Annotated in this window: 19 protein-coding genes and 1 pseudogene; 10 read left to right on the plus strand and 10 right to left on the minus strand. The window is 73.6% G+C overall.

The genetic code is table 11. The features are described 5' to 3' along the window. Nucleotide 1 precedes the first annotated feature (1 nt). The 4 genes and pseudogenes from fdh to E4P39_RS11340 form a co-directional block, all read right to left on the minus strand. Nucleotides 2-3,280, minus strand: a pseudogene (gene fdh, locus E4P39_RS11320) (formate dehydrogenase). Beyond that, nucleotides 3,277-3,474 (minus strand): hypothetical protein, encoded by a 198-nt coding sequence (locus E4P39_RS11330; protein WP_135136646.1) that lies wholly within the window; start codon nucleotides 3,472-3,474, stop codon nucleotides 3,277-3,279. The pseudogene fdh and the gene E4P39_RS11330 overlap by 4 nt, the downstream one beginning before the upstream one ends. 7 nt (nucleotides 3,475-3,481) lie before the next feature. Further along, complete coding sequence (locus tag E4P39_RS11335) at nucleotides 3,482-3,730, minus strand: hypothetical protein (protein ID WP_135136648.1); 249 nt, start codon at nucleotides 3,728-3,730, stop codon at nucleotides 3,482-3,484. 227 nt (nucleotides 3,731-3,957) lie between these two features. Continuing rightward, nucleotides 3,958-5,064, minus strand: a complete 1,107-nt coding sequence (locus E4P39_RS11340; protein WP_167761788.1) for a hypothetical protein — start codon at nucleotides 5,062-5,064, stop codon at nucleotides 3,958-3,960. A gap of 303 nt (nucleotides 5,065-5,367) precedes the next feature. Between E4P39_RS11340 and E4P39_RS11345 the strand changes: the two genes are divergently transcribed. The 5 genes from E4P39_RS11345 to E4P39_RS11360 all read left to right on the plus strand — a co-directional run bounded on the left by E4P39_RS11345 (nucleotide 5,368) and on the right by E4P39_RS11360 (nucleotide 12,002). After that, nucleotides 5,368-7,338: a GGDEF domain-containing phosphodiesterase gene (locus E4P39_RS11345; protein ID WP_167761790.1), complete on the plus strand. Its 1,971-nt coding sequence runs from the start codon at nucleotides 5,368-5,370 to the stop codon at nucleotides 7,336-7,338. Next, nucleotides 7,335-9,905 carry a diguanylate cyclase gene (locus E4P39_RS11350; protein WP_135136652.1) on the plus strand — a complete coding sequence of 857 codons (2,571 nt, stop codon included), beginning with the start codon at nucleotides 7,335-7,337 and terminating at the stop codon, nucleotides 9,903-9,905. The genes E4P39_RS11345 and E4P39_RS11350 overlap by 4 nt, the downstream gene beginning before the upstream one ends. A 27-nt stretch (nucleotides 9,906-9,932) precedes the next feature. Beyond that, on the plus strand, nucleotides 9,933-10,064 hold the full coding sequence (locus E4P39_RS23195) for a hypothetical protein (RefSeq protein ID WP_280790849.1): 132 nt from the start codon (nucleotides 9,933-9,935) through the stop codon (nucleotides 10,062-10,064). Next, entirely contained in the window at nucleotides 10,061-11,050 is a 990-nt protein-coding gene (locus E4P39_RS11355; protein ID WP_135136654.1) for a glucosyl-3-phosphoglycerate synthase, read from the plus strand. Before E4P39_RS23195 ends, E4P39_RS11355 begins: the two co-directional genes overlap by 4 nt. Before the next feature lie 115 nt (nucleotides 11,051-11,165). Further along, a complete protein-coding gene (locus E4P39_RS11360) occupies nucleotides 11,166-12,002 on the plus strand; it encodes a glycerophosphodiester phosphodiesterase family protein (RefSeq protein ID WP_135136655.1) in 837 nt (278 codons plus the stop codon). Nucleotides 12,003-12,070: 68 nt separating this feature from the next. Here the strand turns inward: E4P39_RS11360 and E4P39_RS11365 are convergent, their stop codons facing one another. Beyond that, on the minus strand, nucleotides 12,071-12,751 hold the full coding sequence (locus E4P39_RS11365; RefSeq protein WP_135136656.1) for an HAD family hydrolase: 681 nt from the start codon (nucleotides 12,749-12,751) through the stop codon (nucleotides 12,071-12,073). A gap of 95 nt (nucleotides 12,752-12,846) precedes the next feature. Here E4P39_RS11365 and E4P39_RS11370 point away from each other — a divergent pair, with 95 nt between their 5' ends. Together E4P39_RS11370 and E4P39_RS11375 are read left to right on the plus strand one after the other, a co-directional pair. Beyond that, nucleotides 12,847-13,293: a DUF5946 family protein gene (locus tag E4P39_RS11370; protein WP_135136658.1), complete on the plus strand. Its 447-nt coding sequence runs from the start codon at nucleotides 12,847-12,849 to the stop codon at nucleotides 13,291-13,293. Nucleotides 13,294-13,415: 122 nt separating this feature from the next. Next, entirely contained in the window at nucleotides 13,416-14,147 is a 732-nt protein-coding gene (locus E4P39_RS11375) for a TetR/AcrR family transcriptional regulator (protein WP_167761792.1), read from the plus strand. Nucleotides 14,148-14,153: 6 nt separating this feature from the next. On the opposite strand, the gene E4P39_RS11380 is transcribed toward E4P39_RS11375, so the two are convergent. From E4P39_RS11380 to E4P39_RS11400, 5 genes are all read right to left on the minus strand, one after another. Beyond that, nucleotides 14,154-14,756, minus strand: coding sequence for a TetR/AcrR family transcriptional regulator (locus E4P39_RS11380; RefSeq protein ID WP_135136661.1), 603 nt, complete (start codon nucleotides 14,754-14,756; stop codon nucleotides 14,154-14,156). Nucleotides 14,757-14,894: 138 nt separating this feature from the next. Continuing rightward, a complete protein-coding gene (locus tag E4P39_RS11385) occupies nucleotides 14,895-15,248 on the minus strand; it encodes a hypothetical protein (RefSeq protein ID WP_245159778.1) in 354 nt (117 codons plus the stop codon). 68 nt (nucleotides 15,249-15,316) lie between these two features. Beyond that, a complete protein-coding gene (locus E4P39_RS11390) occupies nucleotides 15,317-16,204 on the minus strand; it encodes a 1,4-dihydroxy-2-naphthoyl-CoA synthase (protein ID WP_135136662.1) in 888 nt (295 codons plus the stop codon). A 34-nt stretch (nucleotides 16,205-16,238) separates the two neighbouring features. After that, nucleotides 16,239-16,928, minus strand: coding sequence for a hypothetical protein (locus E4P39_RS11395; protein ID WP_135136664.1), 690 nt, complete (start codon nucleotides 16,926-16,928; stop codon nucleotides 16,239-16,241). Nucleotides 16,929-17,154: 226 nt separating this feature from the next. Further along, a complete protein-coding gene (locus E4P39_RS11400; RefSeq protein WP_135136666.1) occupies nucleotides 17,155-17,631 on the minus strand; it encodes an NUDIX hydrolase in 477 nt (158 codons plus the stop codon). A gap of 144 nt (nucleotides 17,632-17,775) precedes the next feature. On the opposite strand from E4P39_RS11400, the gene E4P39_RS11405 reads away from it, so the two are divergent. From E4P39_RS11405 to E4P39_RS11415, 3 genes are read left to right on the plus strand one after another with little or no spacing between them, the layout of a single operon-like run. Beyond that, the gene (locus E4P39_RS11405; RefSeq protein WP_135136667.1) at nucleotides 17,776-18,234 is read left to right on the plus strand and encodes a MaoC family dehydratase; all 459 of its coding nucleotides are present in this window, start codon (nucleotides 17,776-17,778) and stop codon (nucleotides 18,232-18,234) included. A 7-nt stretch (nucleotides 18,235-18,241) separates the two neighbouring features. Further along, nucleotides 18,242-18,811, plus strand: a complete 570-nt coding sequence (locus tag E4P39_RS11410; RefSeq protein WP_135136668.1) for a TIGR00730 family Rossman fold protein — start codon at nucleotides 18,242-18,244, stop codon at nucleotides 18,809-18,811. A 34-nt stretch (nucleotides 18,812-18,845) separates the two neighbouring features. Further along, nucleotides 18,846-19,775: an alpha/beta fold hydrolase gene (locus E4P39_RS11415; protein WP_135136670.1), complete on the plus strand. Its 930-nt coding sequence runs from the start codon at nucleotides 18,846-18,848 to the stop codon at nucleotides 19,773-19,775. The last annotated feature ends 5 nt before the right edge of the window (nucleotides 19,776-19,780 follow it).

Genomic DNA, 19,780 nt, shown 5'->3' on the forward strand with positions numbered 1-19,780 from the left:
CTCAGTCCTCCACCGGTGCCCGGCCGCCGACCGGGATGGCGCCGGACTCCATCCCCGCCCGCCGGCGGTACTCCTCCAGGAACGGGAGCAGCTCCGGTCCACGCGGACGGCGTCCCGGCCGGATGTCGCAGGTGGCGACCTTGCTCTCCTGGATGTGGGTGTTCGGGTCCAGGGTGATGCCGAGCAGGTCGTTGCCCGAGTCGCCGGTCGAGACACCCTGCGAACCCCAGTGGTAGGGGACGCCGATCTGGTGCACGATCCGTCCGCCCTTGAGCCGCAGCGGGCGCATGCGCTCCGTCACCAGCACGCGCGCCTCCACCGCCGCGCGGCCGGTGACGACCGTCGCCCAGCCGCCGTTCTCGAGCCCGCGCTCGTCGGCCAGCTGCGGGCTCACCTCGACGAAGAACTCCGGCTGCAGCTCCGCCAGATACGGCAGCGTGCGGCTCATCGACCCGGCCGTGTGGTGCTCGGTGAGCCGGTACGTGGTGAAGGCGTAGGGGAAGACGTCGCTCTGCGGCGGGTGGGTCCGGTTCCAGGGCGCCCGGATCTGTTCCTTGGCCGGGTTCGACTGGACGCCGTACAGGGGGTTCTCGACCGGCGACTCCGCCGGCTCGTAGTGCGCCGGCAGCGGCCCGTCGACGACGCCCTTGGGCGCGAACAGCCAGGCCTTGCCGTCGCTCTGCATCACGAACGGGTCGGCACCGCCGATGGCGTCCTGCGCCCTGGCGCCGTCCGGCGGCACGTAGTCCGGGCGCTTGGTGGCCTCGAAGTCGGGCACGTCGCCGGTCGAGTCCCAGCGGCCGGCCGCCTCGTCCCACCACACGTACTTCTTGCGCTCGCTCCACGGCTTGCCCTCGGGGTCGGCCGAGGCGCGGCTGTAGAGGATGCGCCGGTTGAGCGGCCACGCCCAGCCCCACTCGGGGGCCACCTCGTTCTGCTCCTGACGCGGTTTGCGCCGGGCGGCCTGGTTGACCCCGTCGGCGTAGACCCCGCAGTAGATCCAGCAGCCACCGGACGTCGATCCGTCGTCCTTCATCTGCATGTAGGACGACAGCGGCTCGCCGTCGGGGCCGAAGCCGTTGATCTCGCGCAGGATCGCCTCGGCGTCCGGGTCCGCCGTCTCGCCGTGCGTCGGGTATTCCCAGGTCAGGTCCAGCAGCGGCCGGTCCCGCGGATCCGTGGAGTCCTTCAGCCGCTCCCGCAGGATCCGGCCCAGGTGGTAGTAGAACCACAGGTCGCTGCGGGCGTCGCCCGGCGGCTCGACCGCCTTGTCCCGCCACTGCAGCATCCGCTGCGTCTGGGTGAAGGTGCCTTCCTTCTCTACGTGCGAGGCGGCCGGCATGAGGAAGACCTCGGTCGCGATCTGCTCGGTGACGAGCTCGCCGGTCTCGATCTCCGGCGCGTCGTACCAGAAGCTGGCCGACTCGATCTCCTGGAGGTCGCGGACGACGAGCCACTCGAGGTTGGCCAGCCCCAGGCGGTTCATGCGTGAGTTCGGGTGCCCCACCGCCGGGTTCTCCCCCACCAGGAAGTAGCCGGTCACCTTCCCCGCGACCATGTCGCTGATCGTCCGGTAGGAGCTGTGGTCCCCGTCGATCCTGGGCAGGTAGTCGAAGCAGAAGTCGTTCTCCGGCTGCGCCGCGTCCCCCCACCACGCCTTGAGCAGGCTGACCATGTACGACCGCTGGTTGCCCCAGAACCCGCCGGTCCCGGCGGCCTCGGCGGTGTACTCGTCCAGCGACTGGTGCTGGTGGGCGTGCGGCATCGGCAGGTAGCCGGGCAGCAGGTTGAACAGCGTCGGGATGTCGGTGGAGCCCTGGATGCTGGCGTGCCCGCGCAGCGCCATGATTCCGCCGCCGGGGCGACCCATGTTGCCGAGCAGAGCCTGCAGGATCGACGCCGTCCGGATGTACTGCGCGCCCACCGTGTGCTGCGTCCAGCCGACCGAGTACACCCACGCCGTCGTCCGCTCGCGGCCGCTGTTGGCGGTGACCCACTCGGCGACCTTGGCGAAGGCCTCCGGCTCGATGCCGCAGACCTCGCTCACCATCTCGGGCGTGTACCGGGCGAAGTGCCGCTTGAGGATCTGGAACACCGTGCGCGGGTGCTGCAGGGTCTCGTCCCGCTTGCCCTTGCCGTGCAGCGGCGGCCCGCCGGAGCCCGCGGCCTCCGCCTGCTTCGCGTCCTTCACCGCGCCCTTCTGCGAGAGCCGCTCCTGCTGCTGCGCCTCCCCCGGCTGGTCCTCGGAGATACCGTCGGCCCCGGTCTCGTCCGGCTCGTACTGCCAGCTCTTCTGGTCGTAGTGCTGCGTCTCCGGGTCGAAGCCGGAGAACAGTCCGTCGAGGTCCTCGGTGTCCTGGAACTCCGCACCGATGATCGTGGCGGCGTTGGTGTAGGCGACCACGTACTCCTTGAAGTACAGGTCGTTGCTCAGCACGTGGTTGACCAGCGCGCCGAGGAAGACGATGTCCGAGCCGGCGCGCAGCGGGACGTGCAGATCGGCGACGGCGCTGGTCCGGGTGAACCGCGGGTCGATGTGGATGACCTTGGCGCCCCGCGCCTTGGCCTCCGTCACCCACTGGAAGCCCACCGGATGGCACTCGGCCATGTTCGAGCCCTCGATGACGATGCAGTCGGCATTCGCGAGGTCCTGCTGGGTGTTCGTGGCACCGCCACGACCGAACGAGGCGCCCAGACCGGGCACCGTGGAGGAGTGCTATATGCGCGCCTGGTTCTCGATCTGAATGGCTCCCAGCGCGCTGTAGAGCTTCTTCATGAGGTAGTTCTCCTCGTTGTCGAGGGTCGCCCCTCCGAGGCTCGCTATCCCCATGTTCCGGCGCAGTGTCCGGCCTTCGGCGTCGACGTCCTGCCAGGTCTTGCGACGGGCCTCGAGCACCCGGTCGGCGATCATCTCCATCGCCGTGTCGAGGTCGAGGTCCTCCCACTCGGTCCCGTTCGGGCGGCGGTACCGGATCTTCGTCACCCGTGTCGGACTGGTGACCAGCGATTTGCTGGCGCTGCCCTTGGGGCAGAGCCGGCCGCGGTTGACCGGCGAGTCCGGATTGCCCTCGATCTGGACGATCTTCTCGTCCTTCAAGTACACGTTCTGCGCACAGCCGACGGCGCAGTACGGGCAGACGCTCTTCGCGATCCGGTCGGCGGTCGCGGTCCGCGACACCACCGCCTCGGTCGCCTTGCTGCGCGCGGCCTTGCCGCGACCCAGGGGGTCGGATCCCGTGAGCTGCCGGTACACCGGCCAGGCGTCGAGCCAGGTCTTCACCCCGGGAACTCTGCCATCCCGCCCGGGGTCCGGCGCGGCGACGGCAGCCCCTGGAACCCGGTTCCCTCCGTCGCGTCGAACAGAGCCTCGCTCTGTCCGAAGTTCAACTCGTGGCTGCGGCGGACCACCAGCGACCACAGTGCCGCGAACAGCACGGACACGACCAGCCATCCCATGAGCAGGGCCAGGATCATGACGGCATCATGATCGACTTCCACTACCGGCGGGTGACGCCGCCATGAACTGTCCACGGCGAGCAACCGTCGCCGTGTCCCGCTCGATCTGCTCGGGCGCGAGGGCCGCGCCCCTGGCAGCGAGCTCCTGCCGCAACCGCCCGGCCTCGTGGCGCCGATGCTCGGCCCGGCGCAGCAGCACCGGCACCTGAGCGGGGTCGGCACACCGCCGGGCGCGCGCCTCCAGGACCGCGGCGGTCTCCAGGAGCAGCACCATCCGCCGCAGGTCACCGGGGCTGCGCGGACCGGCCGATGGTCGTGACTCGGGGACCGTTGACTGCCTCCGCGCTGAGGTCATGCGCGACATCGTGGGCCGTGCGGCTCCGGAGCGCTACCGGACGGGTCAGGCACGGAACTCACCACGTCAGGCACGCGTCGCGACGACGAGCCCGGCGGCCGCGACGCGCTGCCCCGAGAACGCCCGGATGGCCCGTGCGCGCCCGCTCAACCGGGCAGCTTCACCGAGCCCTCATCCGTCGACGGCAGCGACTCCGACGCCCGCTCGACCTCCCTCGACGCCTCCTCGACCACCGGCTCCGCCGTCTCGACCACCGGCTCCGCCGTCTCGACCACCGGCTCCGCCGTCTCGACCACCGGCTCCGACCTCTCGACCACCGGCTCCGCCGTCTCGACCACCGGCTCCGCCTTCTCGACCACCGGCTCCGCCGTCTCGACCACCGGCTCGGCCACCGTCGTCACCGGGGCAACGACCGGCTCCGCCTTCTCGGCCACCGGCTCCGCCGCCCTGGTCACCGGCTCGGCCACCGTCGTCACCGGGGCAACGACCGGCTCGGCGGCCCTGGTCACCGGCTCGGCCACCGTCGTCACCGGCGCGACGACCGGCTCCGTCGCGTCGCGCCCAGGCACGGGCACGGCGGACCCGCCGCCGCCGGAGCTCCCGCCCGACGGCGGCGGTGCGGACACGGGGTCGGCGACCACCGCCGGGGCCGCCGGCTGCGTTCCCGGGCCGGACGAGCCGCCGGCGCCGGACGCCGACGAGAGCGGCGTCGACGTCCACGCCGACGAGGACGGCATCCAGGCACTCGTCATCGTCGGGCCGCCCGACCCCCAACCGCCCGTACCAGCGGCTGCCGTCCTCGCGGTGCCGCCCAGAAGTCCGTCGCACAGCAGGGCCAGCACCGACGACGAACCGCCGGGGTCCTGCTGGAACAGCACGTCCCAGACGCTGCCGCCCAGGCTGTTGCCCATCCCACCGAAACCCGGCGAGGAACCCGCCAGGGCGATGTCGGCGTCCGTCGGTGCGCCCCCACGCGCGTTCGGCGACGTCGCCGAGGGCCGGGGCTCCTGCTGGCGGTCGGCGAACAGATGGCCGAGCGACTCCTGCTGTCCCGACAGGACGAGTGCCGTCAGCGCGGCGGCCGCCACGGCTCCGCTCGCCGTCAGGAGGGGAGGGATGGCTGCGCGCTGGACGGCGACCGCCCGGTGCCGCCCCTCGCGCTGCTCCTCGTGCCGATCCTCGTGCGGATCGCGGTGCCGTCCCTCGTGACCGTCGCCGGAGCTCCGGTGCCGTCCCTGGTGCCCCAGGCTCATGTCTCTCCCCCAAAACCCGCCGCGCCGAGGCGCCGAGCAGCACGGACCCCTGCCATCGGCGGCGCGGAACGGATCCGCCGGAGGACGGCGGCGTCCCGCGCGTGCTGCGAAGCGCGTCGCCGACGTACCCCTCGCCCGACGGAACACACCCGAGCCGTAACCCTCCCTGCACGAAAGGGCGGCGGGACGGCGCGTCGCGAAGGGACACGCCGTACTCCGCGCCCCGCGGAACGGGTCACCCGGACGGGTGAGGAGCCGGGAACGCGGCTGCAGCGCGGCCCCTCGCATCCCGACAGAGAAGACGTGACCCTCCTTGGTCTGGGGCAGCCTGCGGCTGCACGCCCGGCGACGCCCGCGAACGGGCGCGCCGGGCTCCTGGCCGTTCCCGCTCTCGTGGTCGCCACCGCGGCGGTCCTCACCGTCGTCGTCACGGTGCCGGGTGTCCGTGGATCCGGGCTGCTGATCGCGTCCACCGGGCTGCTCCTGCTCGTCGCCTCGCAGGCCGTGCTCTGGCAGCGGCAGCGCCGGCTCGCGGGGGCCCTGCACCGCAGCCAGGTGTCGTTCCGGACTCTGGTGAAGAGCAGCGTCGACCCCGTAGTCATCCTCGACGCGCGCCTCCGCGTCACCTTCGTCTCCGAGGCCGTCACCGACCTGCTCGGCGTCGACCCGGCCGCTGCGCTGGGCCGGCCCATCGAGGCCGCCGTCCACCCGGACGACGCCCCCACGCTGCTGGGCGCGCTGAACGGGCCGCCGAGCCGGCACAACGAACTCACCGTCCGCACCGCCCGCGTCCGGCACGCCGACGGCCGATGGCGGCTGATCCAGGCCGCCGTCCGCGACCTGCGCTCCGACCCCGAGGTCGGAGCTCTCGTGCTGTACTGCCGCGACGTCACTCGCGCCCCGGTGGCCGACGTGGACCCCGACCTGCTCGAGCTCTCCCTCACCGACCCCGTCACCGGCCTCCCCAACCGCGCCGCGCTGGTCCGCCGGCTGGGGGCGGTCCAGCGGGGGGCCCCGGACTCCCGCCATGCCCTGGCCCTCATCGGCATCGACGGGCTCGCCGACGACGTCCTCGCGCCCAGCACCGAGGCCGCCGTCCTGCGCGCCGTGACCTCCCGGCTGACCCGCGCCCTGCGCGGTGAGGACTGGCTGGCCCGGGGCAAGGACGGCGACTTCGTGGTCCTGGTCGACGGTGGCATCGCCGACGCCGAGATCGTGGCCGCCCGCCTGGTCGCCGCCGTCGGCCCCCTGCGCACCCCCAGCGGCGGCATCCTGCGACTGACCGCGGCCGCCGGCGTGACCACGCTGTCGGAGGACGTCGACACGGGCGAGGCGCTGCGGCACGGCGACCTCGCCCTCCGCAGCGCGCGGGCCGACGGCCCCGGCTCGGTCCACCGCTACGACGACGCGCTGCGGCTCGAGCAGGACCGCCGCAGTGCCCTGCGCACCGACCTCGACGGCGCTCTCGCCCGCGGCGAACTGCGTCTGGTCTTCCAGCCCGTCGTGGACGTGGCGATGCAGCGCACGGTCTCCGTCGAGGCGCTGCTGCGCTGGCGGCACCCGCTGTTCGGCGACGTCTCCCCGGTCGAGTTCGTCCCGCTGGCGGAGGAGTCGGCGTTGATCACCGAGCTCGGCCGGTGGGTGCTCCGCGAGGCCTGCGTCACGATCGCCTCGCTCGGCGACGCAGGCCCGGGTGAGGAAGCCTGCAGCGTCGCGGTGAACGTCTCCGCCCGCCAGGTGCGCAGCGGTGAGCTCGTGCCCGACGTGCTGGCGGCGCTGGAGGCCAGCGGCTTGCCGGCCTCCCGCCTGATCGTGGAGATCACCGAGTCGGTGCTGCTCGACGACAGCCATGTCATCGAGGACCTCACCGTGCTGCGCCAGCTCGGTGTCCGGATCGCCGTCGACGACTTCGGGACCGGGTGGTCGTCGCTGGCCTACCTGGTCGGGATGCCGATCGACGTGCTGAAGATGGATCAGCACTTCCTGGCCAACGTCGAGAACGACCCGCAGCGCCGCGCGCTGTGCCGGGCGGTGCTGCAGCTGGGCGCCAGCCTCGGCCTGCCCGTCATCGTCGAGGGCGTCGACAGCCCCGCCGTCCTCGGCCTGCTGCGTGACATGGGCCACCGGTACCTGCAGGGGTACGTCTTCTCCCGGCCGCTGGAGGCGGCTCTGCTCGCCGACGGCGCCTGGGAGGCCTATGTCGAGCTGCCCGCGGCGATTCCCGCCCCGAGGTCCGCCACGGAAGCGGCCGCATCCCTCACGATGCCTGCATGACCGGGACGACCGGGATTCCCCGGGAGATCCGCTGGACCGTCGCGCTGGGGTTGATCGGCCTGGCGTTCGCGGTGCCGTTCAGCGCGCCGGACGGCACGGGCATGCAGTGGGACGAGCTCGTGCTCGCGTGCGTAGCCGGGTCCACCGTCCGGTCGGTCTTCCGGCGGATCCGGAGGATGGACGCCGCGGTCGCCCGCCCCTGGTGGGCGATCACCATCGGCGCCGCGCTGTTCATGACCGCCCAGCTGCTCGCCGGCCTGTTCCCCGGGCCGGAGTTCGACGGCTTCGGGATCGACGACGTCATCCTCTTCCTCGGCGCCTCCTCGCCGCTGGTCACGTGCGCGATGCTCGCCCGCCGGGTCCGCCGCACCCGGTGGACGGCGCTGGTCCTGGACGGCGCGGTGGTCACCGTCGCCCTCCTGGTGGTCACCGAGGTCCTGCGCACACCGCTGGTCAATCCCGCGGACGCGCCGGACGACCTGCGCACCCTCGTCCTGACCTACGGCGCGTACGCCGCCGTCATGCTCGGCGGGGCCGGCGCCCTGTGCACCGTCTCGACGGCGGCCCTGCGCCGCTCCGCCACGGTGATGATCGGTGCGGTGGGCTGCCAGGCGGCCGCCGCCTGCTCCGAGGCCATGGCCATCGTGGCGCCGTCCCCGGTGTGGGTCGCGATGTCCGACGTCTCGGTCGCCTTCGGGCTGCAGGCCGTCGTCCTCGCCGCCGCCTCCGCGCCGCCGGCCGACGAGGACCGCAACGCCCGCGCGATCGCCCCCCGGGTCAGCCCCTGGGGAATGGCGCTGGTCGTCCTCGCCATGCTCGGGGTGCCGCTCGCGATCGGCCAGAGCCTGCTGCACGGCCGCTCGGTCAGCAGCGCCGCCGACCTGGGCATCGCCGTGGTGCTCGGCCTCATCGCCGTCCGCCTGGGCCTGCGCATCCGCGAGGACGGTCGGGTCACCGAGGACCTCGTGCGCAACGAGGAGGACTTCCGGAGCCTGGTCGAGTCCAGCTCCGACGGCGTCGCCATCGTCGACGACGAGCTGCGGCTGCTGTTCACCTCGCCGGCCGCCCGCGCCATGCTCGGCCTGCCGCCCGACGGGGTCCACGACAGCTCCCTGCTGCTCCTGGTCGAGCCCGAGGACCGGCTGCGCGTCCGCACCTCGATCGAGGGCAGCGGCGACGGCGGTCCGGTGCTGCACTTCCGCGTCGACCGCGGGGAGGGCGACGTCGGCGAGCTCGAGGCCACCACCACCGTGCGCCCGGGCAGCGACCGTCGCGTCCTCTACCTGCGCGACGTGACCACCCGCCGCAGCCGGGAACGCGAGCTCGAGCGGATGGCCTACACCGACCACCTCACCGCGCTCCCCAACCGCGCGCAGCTGTTCGAGGAGCTGGCCGCCCCCGCGCCCACGCCCCGCTGCCTGCTCGTCCTCGACCTCGACGGCTTCAAGGCCGTCAACGACGTCGCCGGGCACGAGGCCGGTGACCAGCTCCTGGTGGACGTCGCCCGGCGGCTGAACACCGTCGTCCGCGACGACGACCTGGTCGCCCGCCTCGGCGGTGACGAGTTCGCCGTCGTGGTGACCGGCTCGCTGGGCGAGGCAGCCGAGGTCGCGCAGCGCGTGGTCGACGTCCTGGGCATGCCGCACCGCGTCGGCGACTGGACCTTCGCCGTCGGCGCCTCCGTCGGTGTCGCCTCGCTCGAGGCGGCCGGCGGTCAGACCGCGTTCCGGGAGGCCGACGCCGCGCTGCGCGCCGCCAAGCAGGCCGGCAAGGGCTGCGTCCGGCTGGCCGGCGCGGACATCCCCTCGATCGTGCCGGACGGCCTGGACCTCGACGCCGTGATCGCCGAGGGCGACTTCACGGTCCGTCTCGACGCCGCCTGCGACGCCGAGGGCCGCATCGATCTGGTGCACGCCGTCCCGGTGTGGGAGCACGCGGTGCACGGCGTGCTGCGCGGCCAGGACCTCTGGGGCAACGCCGAGCGGCAGGGCCGGTCGGCGGAGCTGCAGCGCTGGCTGCTGCGCCGGGCCTGCGTCGAGGTGGCCGGCCTGCCCGACGAGCGGATCGCGGTCGCGGTCAGCCTGCCCGCGGGGCACGTCACGTCCGAGGGGCTGGCCGAGCAGGTCGCCGGTGCGCTGACGGACTCCGGTCTCGCCCCCTCCCGCCTGATCCTCTCCTTCACCGAGGAGACGCTGCTGACGTCGTCGGCCGCCCTGGTGCCCGAGCTGGAAGCCGCCCGCCGCACCGGGGTGCGGCTCTGCCTGGACAACTACGGGATGGGCCACAGCCTGTTCGCGCTCCTGGCGCGGATCCCCCTGGACGTCGTCCGGATCGACCTTGCCGCCCTCGCCGCCCGCGACGACACCGACCGGGCGCTGCAGGTGCTGGCCTCGATCGTGCGCAGCGCCTCGGACTTCGACCTGGTCACGATCGCCGGCGGCATCGCCACCGCGGAGCTGCGCGACGCCGCCGTGGCGGCCGGCGCCGACCTGGTGCACGGGCGCAACCAGCCCTACGACCTGACCACCGCCGCCCTCGCCGGCCTGCTCGCCGCCGTCCCCGGCTGATCCCCGACCGCCGCCTACGCTGCTCGCGTGATCGAGCGACGGGGCCGGGCCGTGCCGCGGGCCCAGGTGTCGCCCGGCAGCATCCCCCGTGACGAACGGATGAACATCGCCGTGCCGTCCTGGCCGGTTCGGCTGCCCTGGCCGACAGTGGGCCGATGAGACCCGACGCCCGCGCCTGGTTCCAGCACCGGACCACGTCGGCCACGACCGCGGCCGATCTCGACGTCCCGGCCCTGCTGCGCGCCAAGCGCCGCGGCGGGCACCGCATCAGCGTCGTCCTGCCCGCGCGGAACGAGGCGGCGACCGTCGGCGGGCTGGTCTCCGAGCTGCGGGAGCGGTGGATGCGGCGGGTGCCCCTCGTGGACGAGCTGCTCGTCGTCGACTCCGATTCCACCGACGCGACGGCGTCCGTGGCCCGTGCGGCGGGGGCCGACGTCGTGGCCACCGCCGAGGTGCTGCCCGCGCACGGCACGCGCCCCGGCAAGGGCGAGGCCCTGTGGAAGTCGCTGGCCGCGACCTCCGGCGACCTCGTGGTCTTCCTCGACGCCGACCTCATCGGTGACGTCGCCCACTACGTGCCCGGCCTGCTCGCGCCGCTGCTGACCGATCCGCAGGTGCACTACGTCAAGGGCTGCTACACCCGGCCGCTCGAGCTCGACGGCGGCACCCGGCCGGCCGGTGGCGGCCGGGTCACCGAGCTGACCGCCCGGCCCCTGCTCAACGCGCTGTGGCCGGAACTCGCCGGGTTCGTCCAGCCGCTGGGGGGCGAGTACGCCGGGCGGCGGTCGGTGCTCGAGCAGGTCCCGTTCGTGGCGGCCTACGGCGTGGAGGTCGGGCTGCTCATCGACCTGCTGGAGCTGGCCGGGCTGGCGGCGATGGCCCAGGTCGACCTCGGCGTGCGCCGGCACACCTCGCAGAGCGACGAGGCGCTCGGGACGATGGCCGGGCAGGTGGTGTCGACGGTGCTGGCCCGGGCCGGGAGCCGTCCGGGGCAGCCCCTGCTCGACGCCAGCGGGCTGCTCACCCAGTTCCGCCACGACGGAACGGCCTTCGTGCCCCGGAGCAGCGCGGTCGGCGTCGACGAGCGTCCGCCGATGGCGACGATCGCCGAATACCGCTCCCGCTGGGCCGGGATGGCGGGCTGACGGCCTCCCAGCGACCGACATGGCCATTTCGGCCGCGGGGGTGGGTCGCGTCGCGGGGCGGCATCCCGACACGGGATGATCACCGGGTGCCGACCGCCGCTCTGCCCCCAGCACGGTGAGCGATCCGGAGGTCGTCGCCCACCGGGGGGCGACCGCGGAGGCGCCCGAGCACACGCTGGCGGCCTACCGTCACGCAGCCGCGATCGGCGCCGACGCGGTGGAGTGCGACGTGCGGATGACGCGCGACGGCGTTCTGGTGTGCGTGCACGACCGGAAGATCAGGAGCACCTCCAACGGCCGGGGGGTCGTCTCGGCGCTGCAACTGCGGGAGCTCGAGCAGTTCCACTTCGGTGCCCGCCGGAGCGGTCGGAGCCGGTGGGCCGACGACCAGATCAGGGCCGTGTCCGACGAGCCCGACGTGGAGAACGGCCTGGTCCTGACGCTGGACCGGTTGCTCGACTACATCACTGCCACGCCCGGGACGGTGCGGCTCGCGATCGAGACCAAGCACCCGACCCGGCACACCAGCAAGGTCGAGGAGGAGCTGGTGAGCTGCCTCCGTCGTTTCGGTCTGGTGCGCTCCGGTGGACCGGTCGAGTGGGCGGGGAAGCCGGCGGTGCGGGTGATGAGCTTCTCGCAGTTCGCGGTGCGCCGGATGCACGACCTGGCGCCGGGGGTACCGACGGTGCAGCTGATCGGAAAGCGGCTGCGGGCTCTCCGCCGTGAGCTGCTGGCCGGATCGGCGACGGCGGTCGGCCCCGGCATCTCCGTGCTGCGGGCGGACCCGGAGTACGTGGCCGACGCCCACGCGGCCGGCAAGGAGGTGCACGTCTGGACGGTGAACCGGACCCGCGACATGGACCTCGCGTGCAACCTCGGCGTCGACGCGCTCATCACCGACCATCCCGACGAGCTGCTGCGCCGGCTCGGCCGCGACCTCCCGACGCCGTAGCGTTTCGTCACACGGGGTAGGGGCCCGGTGAGCGGCGCACGACCGTCCGCGGACCCGCCCCGGCAGGATCAGGACAGGTCGGTCTCGTCGAGCGCGGCCATGAGGTCGGCCGGGGTGTCGTAGATGCCGATGGCCCCGGCGTTCCGCAGCTCGTCGTCCCCGAAGCCCCCGGACCGGACGACGATCGCCGGCATCCCCGCGTTCTTCGCGGCCTCCACGTCGAAGACGGAGTCCCCGATGACGACGCTCGGGGCATCCACCGGCTCGCCGAGCTTCTTCAGGGCGACCTGCAGCAGGTCCGGGGCGGGCTTGGTCTCCTCGACGTCCTCACTGGTCGTCCAGGCGTCGGCGAGGTCACGCGCGTCCAGCAGGTCGAGGGCGCGCTCGACGTGATGCGGCTTGCCCGAGCTGGCCAGGACCACGCGGTGCCCGCGCTCCTTCAGCGCCACGATGAGCTCCCGCGCACCGGGCAGCAGCGCGGTCTCCGGCATCAGCGGGTCGAACTCCGCCACCCACTGGTCGCGGGCCTCGTCGCCGATGCGGGCCTCCACCTCGTCCCCGCCGAGTGCAGCGACCAGCTGGTCGCCACCCATGCCGATGAGCCGGTGGATCCGCCAGATCGGGAAGGTCTCTCCCAGGGACCGGAAGGCCCGGTACCAGGCCAGGGCGTGCTGGTAGTTGGTGTCGACCAGGGTTCCGTCGACATCGAGGACGGCGATCCGCCGCGGCGCGTCGTGCGAGGTGCTCATGCGCCGGGGCTGCCCACCAGCGCGCTGGGCCAACCCCGCCGCCCCGTCCGGCCCCACGTTCCGCGTCCGGGGTCGCTGTGCGGCACCATCGGGTGGTGCCCTCCCCTGCCTCGTCCGGCCCGTCCGCCCTCGATGCGGGGAGCGCCAGCGAGGTCTGCCCGGGCTGCGGCGCGGTCCTCGCCTCGCTGCCGGACTCCGCGCCGACCCATCCCGGCGCGTCTGCCTCCTGCGCCCGCCTCTTCGAGGTGACGGTGCGGGGGCTGCGCGACGAGGCGCAGGCCGATCCGTCCACCGCGCCGCTGATCCGGCTGGCCGACGCAACCTACGACGCTCAGCACCCGGTGGCCGCCGATCCCGGACGCCTGGACGCCGCGCTGGACCGGCTCGCGGAGGGACTCGGGACACGCCCGGCCGTCGCGGATGCTGCCCCCAGGGTGTGGCGGGCCACCATCGCGGACGCAGCAGCGGACCTGGACGTCATCGACCTGCGCGTTCTCGTCGAGTCGTGGGCCCGCGTGGTGCAGGAGGACTGGCGCGCGTAGTACATGGGTACCGGTCGCGGCTGGTGCACGAGGATCGGGTGGCGGGAGGCGCCACCGGGCCGTGACCCGTCCGTCACGCGATGCCTCAGGCGCCAGATACTTTCCGTTGCTACGCTGACACCGTGGGTGATCTCAAGGACCGGCGTGCGCGCAAGAAGGCCCAGACCCGCGAGCAGATCCAGCGGGTTGCCCAGCGGATGTTCGCGGAGCGGGGCTTCGAGACGGTGACCATCGCGGACATCGCGGGGGCAGCCGACGTCGCCGTCCAGACGGTGTTCAACCACTTCGCCACCAAGGAAGAGCTCTTCTTCGCCGACCGCGCCGAGTGGGTGGACGGCGCGGCCGCGGCGGTCCGTTCCCGCCCGCGCGACGTCGAGCCCCTGACCGCGCTCCGCGAGCACTTCCTGGGGACGGTGCGCCTCTACCTCCGTGCGCTCACGGAGCCCCACATGCAGGCCATGGTCGCGACCCTGGATGCCTCGCCGGCGCTGAGCGCCTACGAGCGCGAACTCCACCACGAGGCGGTCCGACGGCTCACCGCGGCCCTCATCGAGGCCTGCCCGGAGGGGAACTCCGCGGTCACCGGAGCCCCGCCGTCGGTGACCCTGCGGACGTCGGCCTGGCTGACCGCCTCGCTGTGGTGCGCCGCCGTCCGTGCCCTGCTGATCGAGCAGCGCGCCGAACTGACCGACGCCGTCGGTGCCGTCGAGGCGGCCGTCGCGGTGGAACGCCTCGCCGAGCATGTGCTGGGTCAGCTGGCGGAGAACCCGACGCTGCTGCAGTGCTGTCCGGCGGTCGCGCCACAGACCGCGGAGATCACCGGGTGGCCGGCCGCGGCGCGCCGGGCCGTCTGACGCGGGTCAGGCCGGAGCCGTCGCCCGCGCGGGTGCCGCGCTGACGATCGGCAGGAGCACCTCGTCCACGACGCGCTCCACCTGCTCCATCGCCATCCCGCCGTCCCCGGCAGTCGTGTAGCGCTGCCACCAGAACGCCTCGAGCACCGAGCCGAGCAGCGCCACGCGGGGGGCGTCCACCGGCTCACCCCGGCGGACGGCTCGGGCGCCGATGGCCTCGACCGCGTCCGCCAAGGGCCGGACCAGCGCCGTGTCGAGCCCGTTCCGGAGGTCCTCCTCGTGCCGCGCGACACCGACGAGACTCGCCACCGCCCGCTCCTCGCGATCCAGCGGCCGGCTCCAGCGGGCGGCGAGGGCGACGAGATCGCCGCGCAGCGACCCGGCGTCCTCGGGGACGGCGACCAGGGAGAACCGCCCGACCGCGTCCCGGGCGAGGGCCGCCATGGTGGGCCACCGCCGGTAGATGCCCGCCTTCCCGGCATGGGCCCGGGCGGCGATCCGGTCGCTGTTGAGCCTGCTCCAGCCTTCCTCGGCGAGGATGTCGACCGCGACGGCGATCAACTGCTCGGAGAGTTCCGCGCTGAGCGGTCGCCCCGGCGTTCCACTCATGACAGGTGCCGGTGACGGCTGGTCATACGCACCGCGACATCCTGGCCTGATGATTGGAGTGACCACAATGGCCAGACCATCACTTTTTCCCGTTTCCTCACGCTTGCGGGGGGCGCACCCCGGGTGGGGCGGCGGATCTCAGGCTCCGGCGGCGCTCTCCACGTGCACCTGCAGGTTCGCGCCGTCGGCGGACAGCCAGCCCTGAGCGCGCGCCTTCGCGACCATGGCGTCCCACCGGGTCGCCCAGTCGGGGGCCGTCGCACGCGGCTCGGCCGCCGCACGGAGGGCCGCGGTGTCGAGGTAGACGGTCTCGGAGTCGTGGAAGCGGCCGAGACCCGCCCGCTCCAGCACCTCGGCGGCCTCCTCGTCGGTGACCTCACCCAGCGCCAGGTGCAGCCGGCCGAGGTCGTCGATGTCGACCACCCGCGCCTCGGGGCGCTCCTCGGCGCCCCCGATGACCTCGACGATCACGGCATCCTCCTCGTCCCTCATCCGCTTTCTGTACCGAAAGCTGCACTGTCCTCCGCAGCTTTCTGTACCGAAAGCTGGGCGGCCACTCGTCAGACGTGCCAGGGGAAGCGGCTGAAGTCCGGGTCCCGCTTCTCCAGGAAGGCGTCGCGGCCCTCGACCGCCTCCTCCGCCATGTAGGCCAGCCGGGTGGTCTCGCCGGCGAACAGCTGCTGGCCGACCAGCCCGTCGTCGATGAGGTTGAACGAGTACTTGAGCATCCGCTGCGCCGTCGGGCTCTTGGCGACGATCCGCCGTCCCCAGTCCAGCGCGGTGCGCTCCAGCTCGGCATGGGGGACGACGCGGTTGACCATCCCCATCGCGTGGGCGTCGGCCGCCGAGTACTCCTCGCCGAGGAAGAAGATCTCGCGGGCGAACTTCTGGCCCACCTGGCGGGCGAGGTAGGCCGAACCGAAGCCGCCGTCGAAGCTGCCGACGTCGGCGTCGGTCTGCTTGAACCGGGCGTGCTCGGCGCTGGCCAGGGTCAGGTCGGAGACGACGTGCAGGCTGTGCCCACCGCCGGCGGCCCACCCCGGGACGACGCAGATGACGACCTTGGGCATGAAGCGGATCAGCCGCTGCGCCTCGAGGATGTGCAGCCGGCCGCTCGAGCCCGCGGCGTGCTCGTAGCCGTACTTCCCGCGCACCCGCTGGTCCCCGCCGGAGCAGAACGCCCAGCCGCCGTCCTTCGGGCTGGGGCCGTTGCCGGTGAGCAGGAGGCAGCCGACGTCGGTGGACAGCCGCGCGTGCTCCAGCGCGGTGATCAGCTCGTCGACGGTCTGCGGCCGGAAGGCGTTGCGCACCTCGGGCCGGTCGAACGCGATGCGGACGACGCCCGCGTCGACGGCACGGTGGTAGGTGATGTCGGCGAAGTCGAAGGCGTCGACCGCCTCCCACGCGGCGCTGTCGAAGATCTCGGAGACGTCGTCACGGGCGGCCATGGACCGAAACCTAATCGGGCCGGTCGGTGCCAGCTCAGGGAAGGCCCGGCAGTGCGTTCGTCACGTCCTCGACGGTGTCCTCGACGACGTCCGTCGCGTCGGTGATCTTCTCGGTCACGTCCCTGCACACGCAGTCGGCTTCCTCGCCGTCGCCACCGCCCGAGGTGCCGCCCGAGGTGCCTCCCGTGCTGCCACCCGAGGTGCCGCCGGTGCTGCCCGACGTGCCGCCCGAGGTGCCGCCGGTGCCGCCGGTGCTGCCACCCGAGGTCCCGCCCGAGGTCTTCGTGGTGCCCGTGGTCCCCGTCGTCGTGCCGCCGGATCCGGCCGCCGTACCGGACCTCGTCCCGGAGCCCGCGGTGCCCGTTCCCGAGCCGGTGCCCGTTCCGGAGCCGGTGCCGGCCGTGCCGGTGCCGGCCGTGCCGCTGCCGCCCATGACCGAGCCACCGGTTCCGGCGCCGCTCACGGCGGCACCCGGCAGGGCCCCGTCGCCACCGGTACCGGTCAGCGCGTCGTCCGCACCCGCGGCCGCCCCGACCCCGGCCGGGCCGGCAGCACCAGCCGGAGCGGTCGTCGCTGCGGAGGGCGACGAGGACCGCGTGCCGATCCCGCCACCCTGACCGCCGGTCCCCCGCTCCGTCTCGTCGGAGAAGACGCCGTCGTCACCGCTGCGACCGCCCTCGTCCGGAGCGCCGGGAAACACCAGCAGCGGTACGGCGATCAGCACGCCGGCGCAGGCGAGCGCGAGCGCGAGCAGGATCGCGGACCGGCGTCCGGCCGCCCGGTTCCGGATGGCGTGGCGGGCGGCGCCGAGGCGGGAGGCCCCGCGGGTGGCAGTGCCAGGAGCGAGGTGGCGGGACAGGACCGGGCTCCTAAGAGGGAAGAGGATTGCGCTGTGCGAGGTCGCGCCTACCCAGCGATCCGCGTCTCATGCCGACACGCGGACGACGCGATCACTCCCCGGCGTGTCGCAGCAGCGGCCGGAGGCGGGCCAGCGAGGCCGCGAGCCCCGGATGCAGCTCGACCTGGTCGAGCCCGGCCAGCGGCAGCCAGGCGGCCCCGTCGCTCTCGCCGTCCAGCCGCAGGTCGGCGACGTCGATCCGCCGGACGGGCCTGGCCAGCACGGTCGTGTACGACCAGCCGCCGTGATCATCGACCGACACGGCCCCGAGGACGACGTCGTCCGGCGACAGGCCGAGCTCCTCCCGCACCTCGCGCAGCGCGCCGACGTCCGCTGGCTCGCCCTCGTGCAGCGCGCCGCCCGGCGTCCCCCACGTGCCGCCGTGGTGCGACCACCCCGCACGGTGCTGCAGGAGCACCTCGGGTCCCTGCTCGCCGTCCCGGTGCAGCAGGAGCCCGGCCGCACCCGCCCGCCCCCAGTGCCGATGGCCCTGGGCGCAGGTCGCCCAGCCGTCGGTCGAGGCACGCACCCGTCCAGTGAACCCGCTCCGGCGTCCGGAGGGCGACCGGGGGCGAACCCGCAGCGGCCGGGGACCCTGCTCACCCCCGCCGGCGGAGCGCTAGGTTGCGGACCAGGACATCCCACCGGACGCACGCCCCACGGAGGACCCCGCATGACCACGACCACCACCCTCGCCGAGCTGCCCGGACTCGTCGGCACCGAACTCGGCACCAGCGACTGGTACGAGGTGACCCAGGAGGCCGTGCAGCAGTTCGCCGACGCGAGCAGCGACCACCAGTGGATCCACCTGGACGTCGAGCGCGCGAAGCAGGAGAGCCCGTTCGGCGGGCCGATCGCGCACGGCTTCCTCACCCTCTCGCTCGTGGTGCCGCTGGTCGCCCAGGTGCTCACCATCACCGACGTGAAGATGGGTGTGAACTACGGCCTGAACAAGGTGCGGTTCCCGGCGCCGGTCCCGGTCGGCTCGAAGGTCCGCGCGCGGGTCACCCTCAAGGAGTCCGAAGAGGTGGCCGGCGGGCTCCAGAACGTCCTCACGGTGACCGTCGAGCGCGAGGGTGGCGACAAGCCGGTCTGCATCGCCGAGTGGGTCACCCGCCAGTACGGGGGCTGATCGCCCGGTGCGCATCGCCGTCTTCACCGGGTCGCAGTCCGGCCCGGCCGCACACCGCGACGCGGCCGCCGCGTTCGCGACCGATCTGGCCACAGCCGGCGTCGGCGTCGTCTACGGCGGGGGTCGCGTCGGCCTGATGGGCGTCGTGGCCGACGCCGCGCTCGCGGCCGGGGGCGAGGTGGTCGGCGTCATCCCCCAGCACCTGGTGGACGACGAGCTGGCGCACCCCGGCCTGCCCCGGCTCGAGATCGTGGACTCGATGCACGAGCGCAAGGCCCGCATGGCCGACCTGTCCGACGCCTTCGTCGCCCTGCCCGGCGCCGCGGGAACGCTGGAGGAGCTGTTCGAGGCCTGGACCTGGGGCATGCTCGGGCTGCATGCGAAGCCGACGGCGCTCCTCGACGTCGACGGGTTCTGGCAGCCGCTGCTCGCCCAGCTGCGCCGCATGGTCGACGACGGCTACCTCGACGGCCGCCGGCTCGACGCGCTCGGCGTGGTCTCCGACGCCGCGGAGCTGCTGACCTTCGTGGACGCGTACGAGCACCCCGCCCGGAAGTGGACGACACCGAGCCGGTAACGACGGCGCAACGCGCGCGTGGTGCACTCGCGGGATGGCCCCTGTCCGGGAGATCCGCGTGGTGCACGGGCACCGGCGCGCGTTCGTGCGGGCGGGCAGCGGGCCGGCCCTGCTCCTGCTGCACGGCATCGGGAACAACTGCCAGACGTGGGCCGGCGTGATCGACCGGCTCGCGGAGTCCCACACCGTTCTCGCGCCCGACCTCCTCGGCCACGGCGCGTCGGACAAGCCGCGGGGCGACTACTCCATCGCCGCCTACGCCAACGGGATGCGCGACCTGCTCACGGTTCTCGACATCGAGCGGGCGACGGTCGTGGGGCACTCGCTGGGCGGCGGGATCGCCCTGCAGTTCGCCTACCAGTTCCCCGAGCGCTGCGAACGGCTCGCGCTGGTCGGCAGCGGCGGGCTCGGCCCGGAGCTGTCCGCGGGGCTGCGGGCAGCCACCCTGCCGGGCGCCGAGCTCGTGCTCACCGCGCTGACCGGCGTCTCCGGACCGCTCCGCCTCGGCATGCAGGCCCTCGACCGAATCGGGAAGGCCGCCGGCTGGAAGCCGGTGCGCGACGTGGCCGAGGCCGGCGAGGCGCTGCTCGCGCTCAAGGACGTCCAGGCCCGGCGCGCGTTCCTCCGCACGCTGCGGGGCGTGGTCGACGCCCGGGGCCAGGCGGTCACCGCGCTGGATCGCCTGTATCTCGCCGACGCCGTCCCGATGCTCGTGGTCTGGGGCAGCCGCGACCCGATCGTCCCGGCCCTGCACGCCGAGTCGGTGCGCTCGCTGGTGCCCAGCGCCCGCGTGGAGGTGTTCCAGGGGGCGGGGCACTGGCCGCACCTCGACGAGCCCGAGGAGTTCTGCCGGATCCTGCTCGACTTCATCGCGACGACCGAGCCCGCGGCGCACGACCAGGGCAGCTGGCGGGCGCTGCTCTCCCAGCCCCGCGACGGCGTCGCCAGGCCCGCCCAGCACTGACTGCC

This window comes from Blastococcus sp. CT_GayMR19 (assembly GCF_004570385.1).
GTDB lineage: Bacteria > Actinomycetota > Actinomycetes > Mycobacteriales > Geodermatophilaceae > Blastococcus_B.

Excerpts from the sequence above, each read along its gene's own strand:
- E4P39_RS11330 (WP_135136646.1), bottom strand. The coding sequence starts at position 3,474 with ATGATCCTGGCCCTGCTCATGGGATGGCTGGTCGTGTCCGTGCTGTTC.
- E4P39_RS11335 (WP_135136648.1), bottom strand. The coding sequence starts at position 3,730 with ATGGTGCTGCTCCTGGAGACCGCCGCGGTCCTGGAGGCGCGCGCCCGG.
- E4P39_RS11340 (WP_167761788.1), bottom strand. The coding sequence starts at position 5,064 with ATGAGCCTGGGGCACCAGGGACGGCACCGGAGCTCCGGCGACGGTCAC.
- E4P39_RS11350 (WP_135136652.1), top strand. The coding sequence starts at position 7,335 with ATGACCGGGACGACCGGGATTCCCCGGGAGATCCGCTGGACCGTCGCG.
- E4P39_RS11355 (WP_135136654.1), top strand. The coding sequence starts at position 10,061 with ATGAGACCCGACGCCCGCGCCTGGTTCCAGCACCGGACCACGTCGGCC.
- E4P39_RS11365 (WP_135136656.1), bottom strand. The coding sequence starts at position 12,751 with ATGAGCACCTCGCACGACGCGCCGCGGCGGATCGCCGTCCTCGATGTC.
- E4P39_RS11380 (WP_135136661.1), bottom strand. The coding sequence starts at position 14,756 with ATGAGTGGAACGCCGGGGCGACCGCTCAGCGCGGAACTCTCCGAGCAG.
- E4P39_RS11385 (WP_245159778.1), bottom strand. The coding sequence starts at position 15,248 with ATGAGGGACGAGGAGGATGCCGTGATCGTCGAGGTCATCGGGGGCGCC.
- E4P39_RS11390 (WP_135136662.1), bottom strand. The coding sequence starts at position 16,204 with ATGGCCGCCCGTGACGACGTCTCCGAGATCTTCGACAGCGCCGCGTGG.
- E4P39_RS11405 (WP_135136667.1), top strand. The coding sequence starts at position 17,776 with ATGACCACGACCACCACCCTCGCCGAGCTGCCCGGACTCGTCGGCACC.
- E4P39_RS11415 (WP_135136670.1), top strand. The coding sequence starts at position 18,846 with ATGGCCCCTGTCCGGGAGATCCGCGTGGTGCACGGGCACCGGCGCGCG.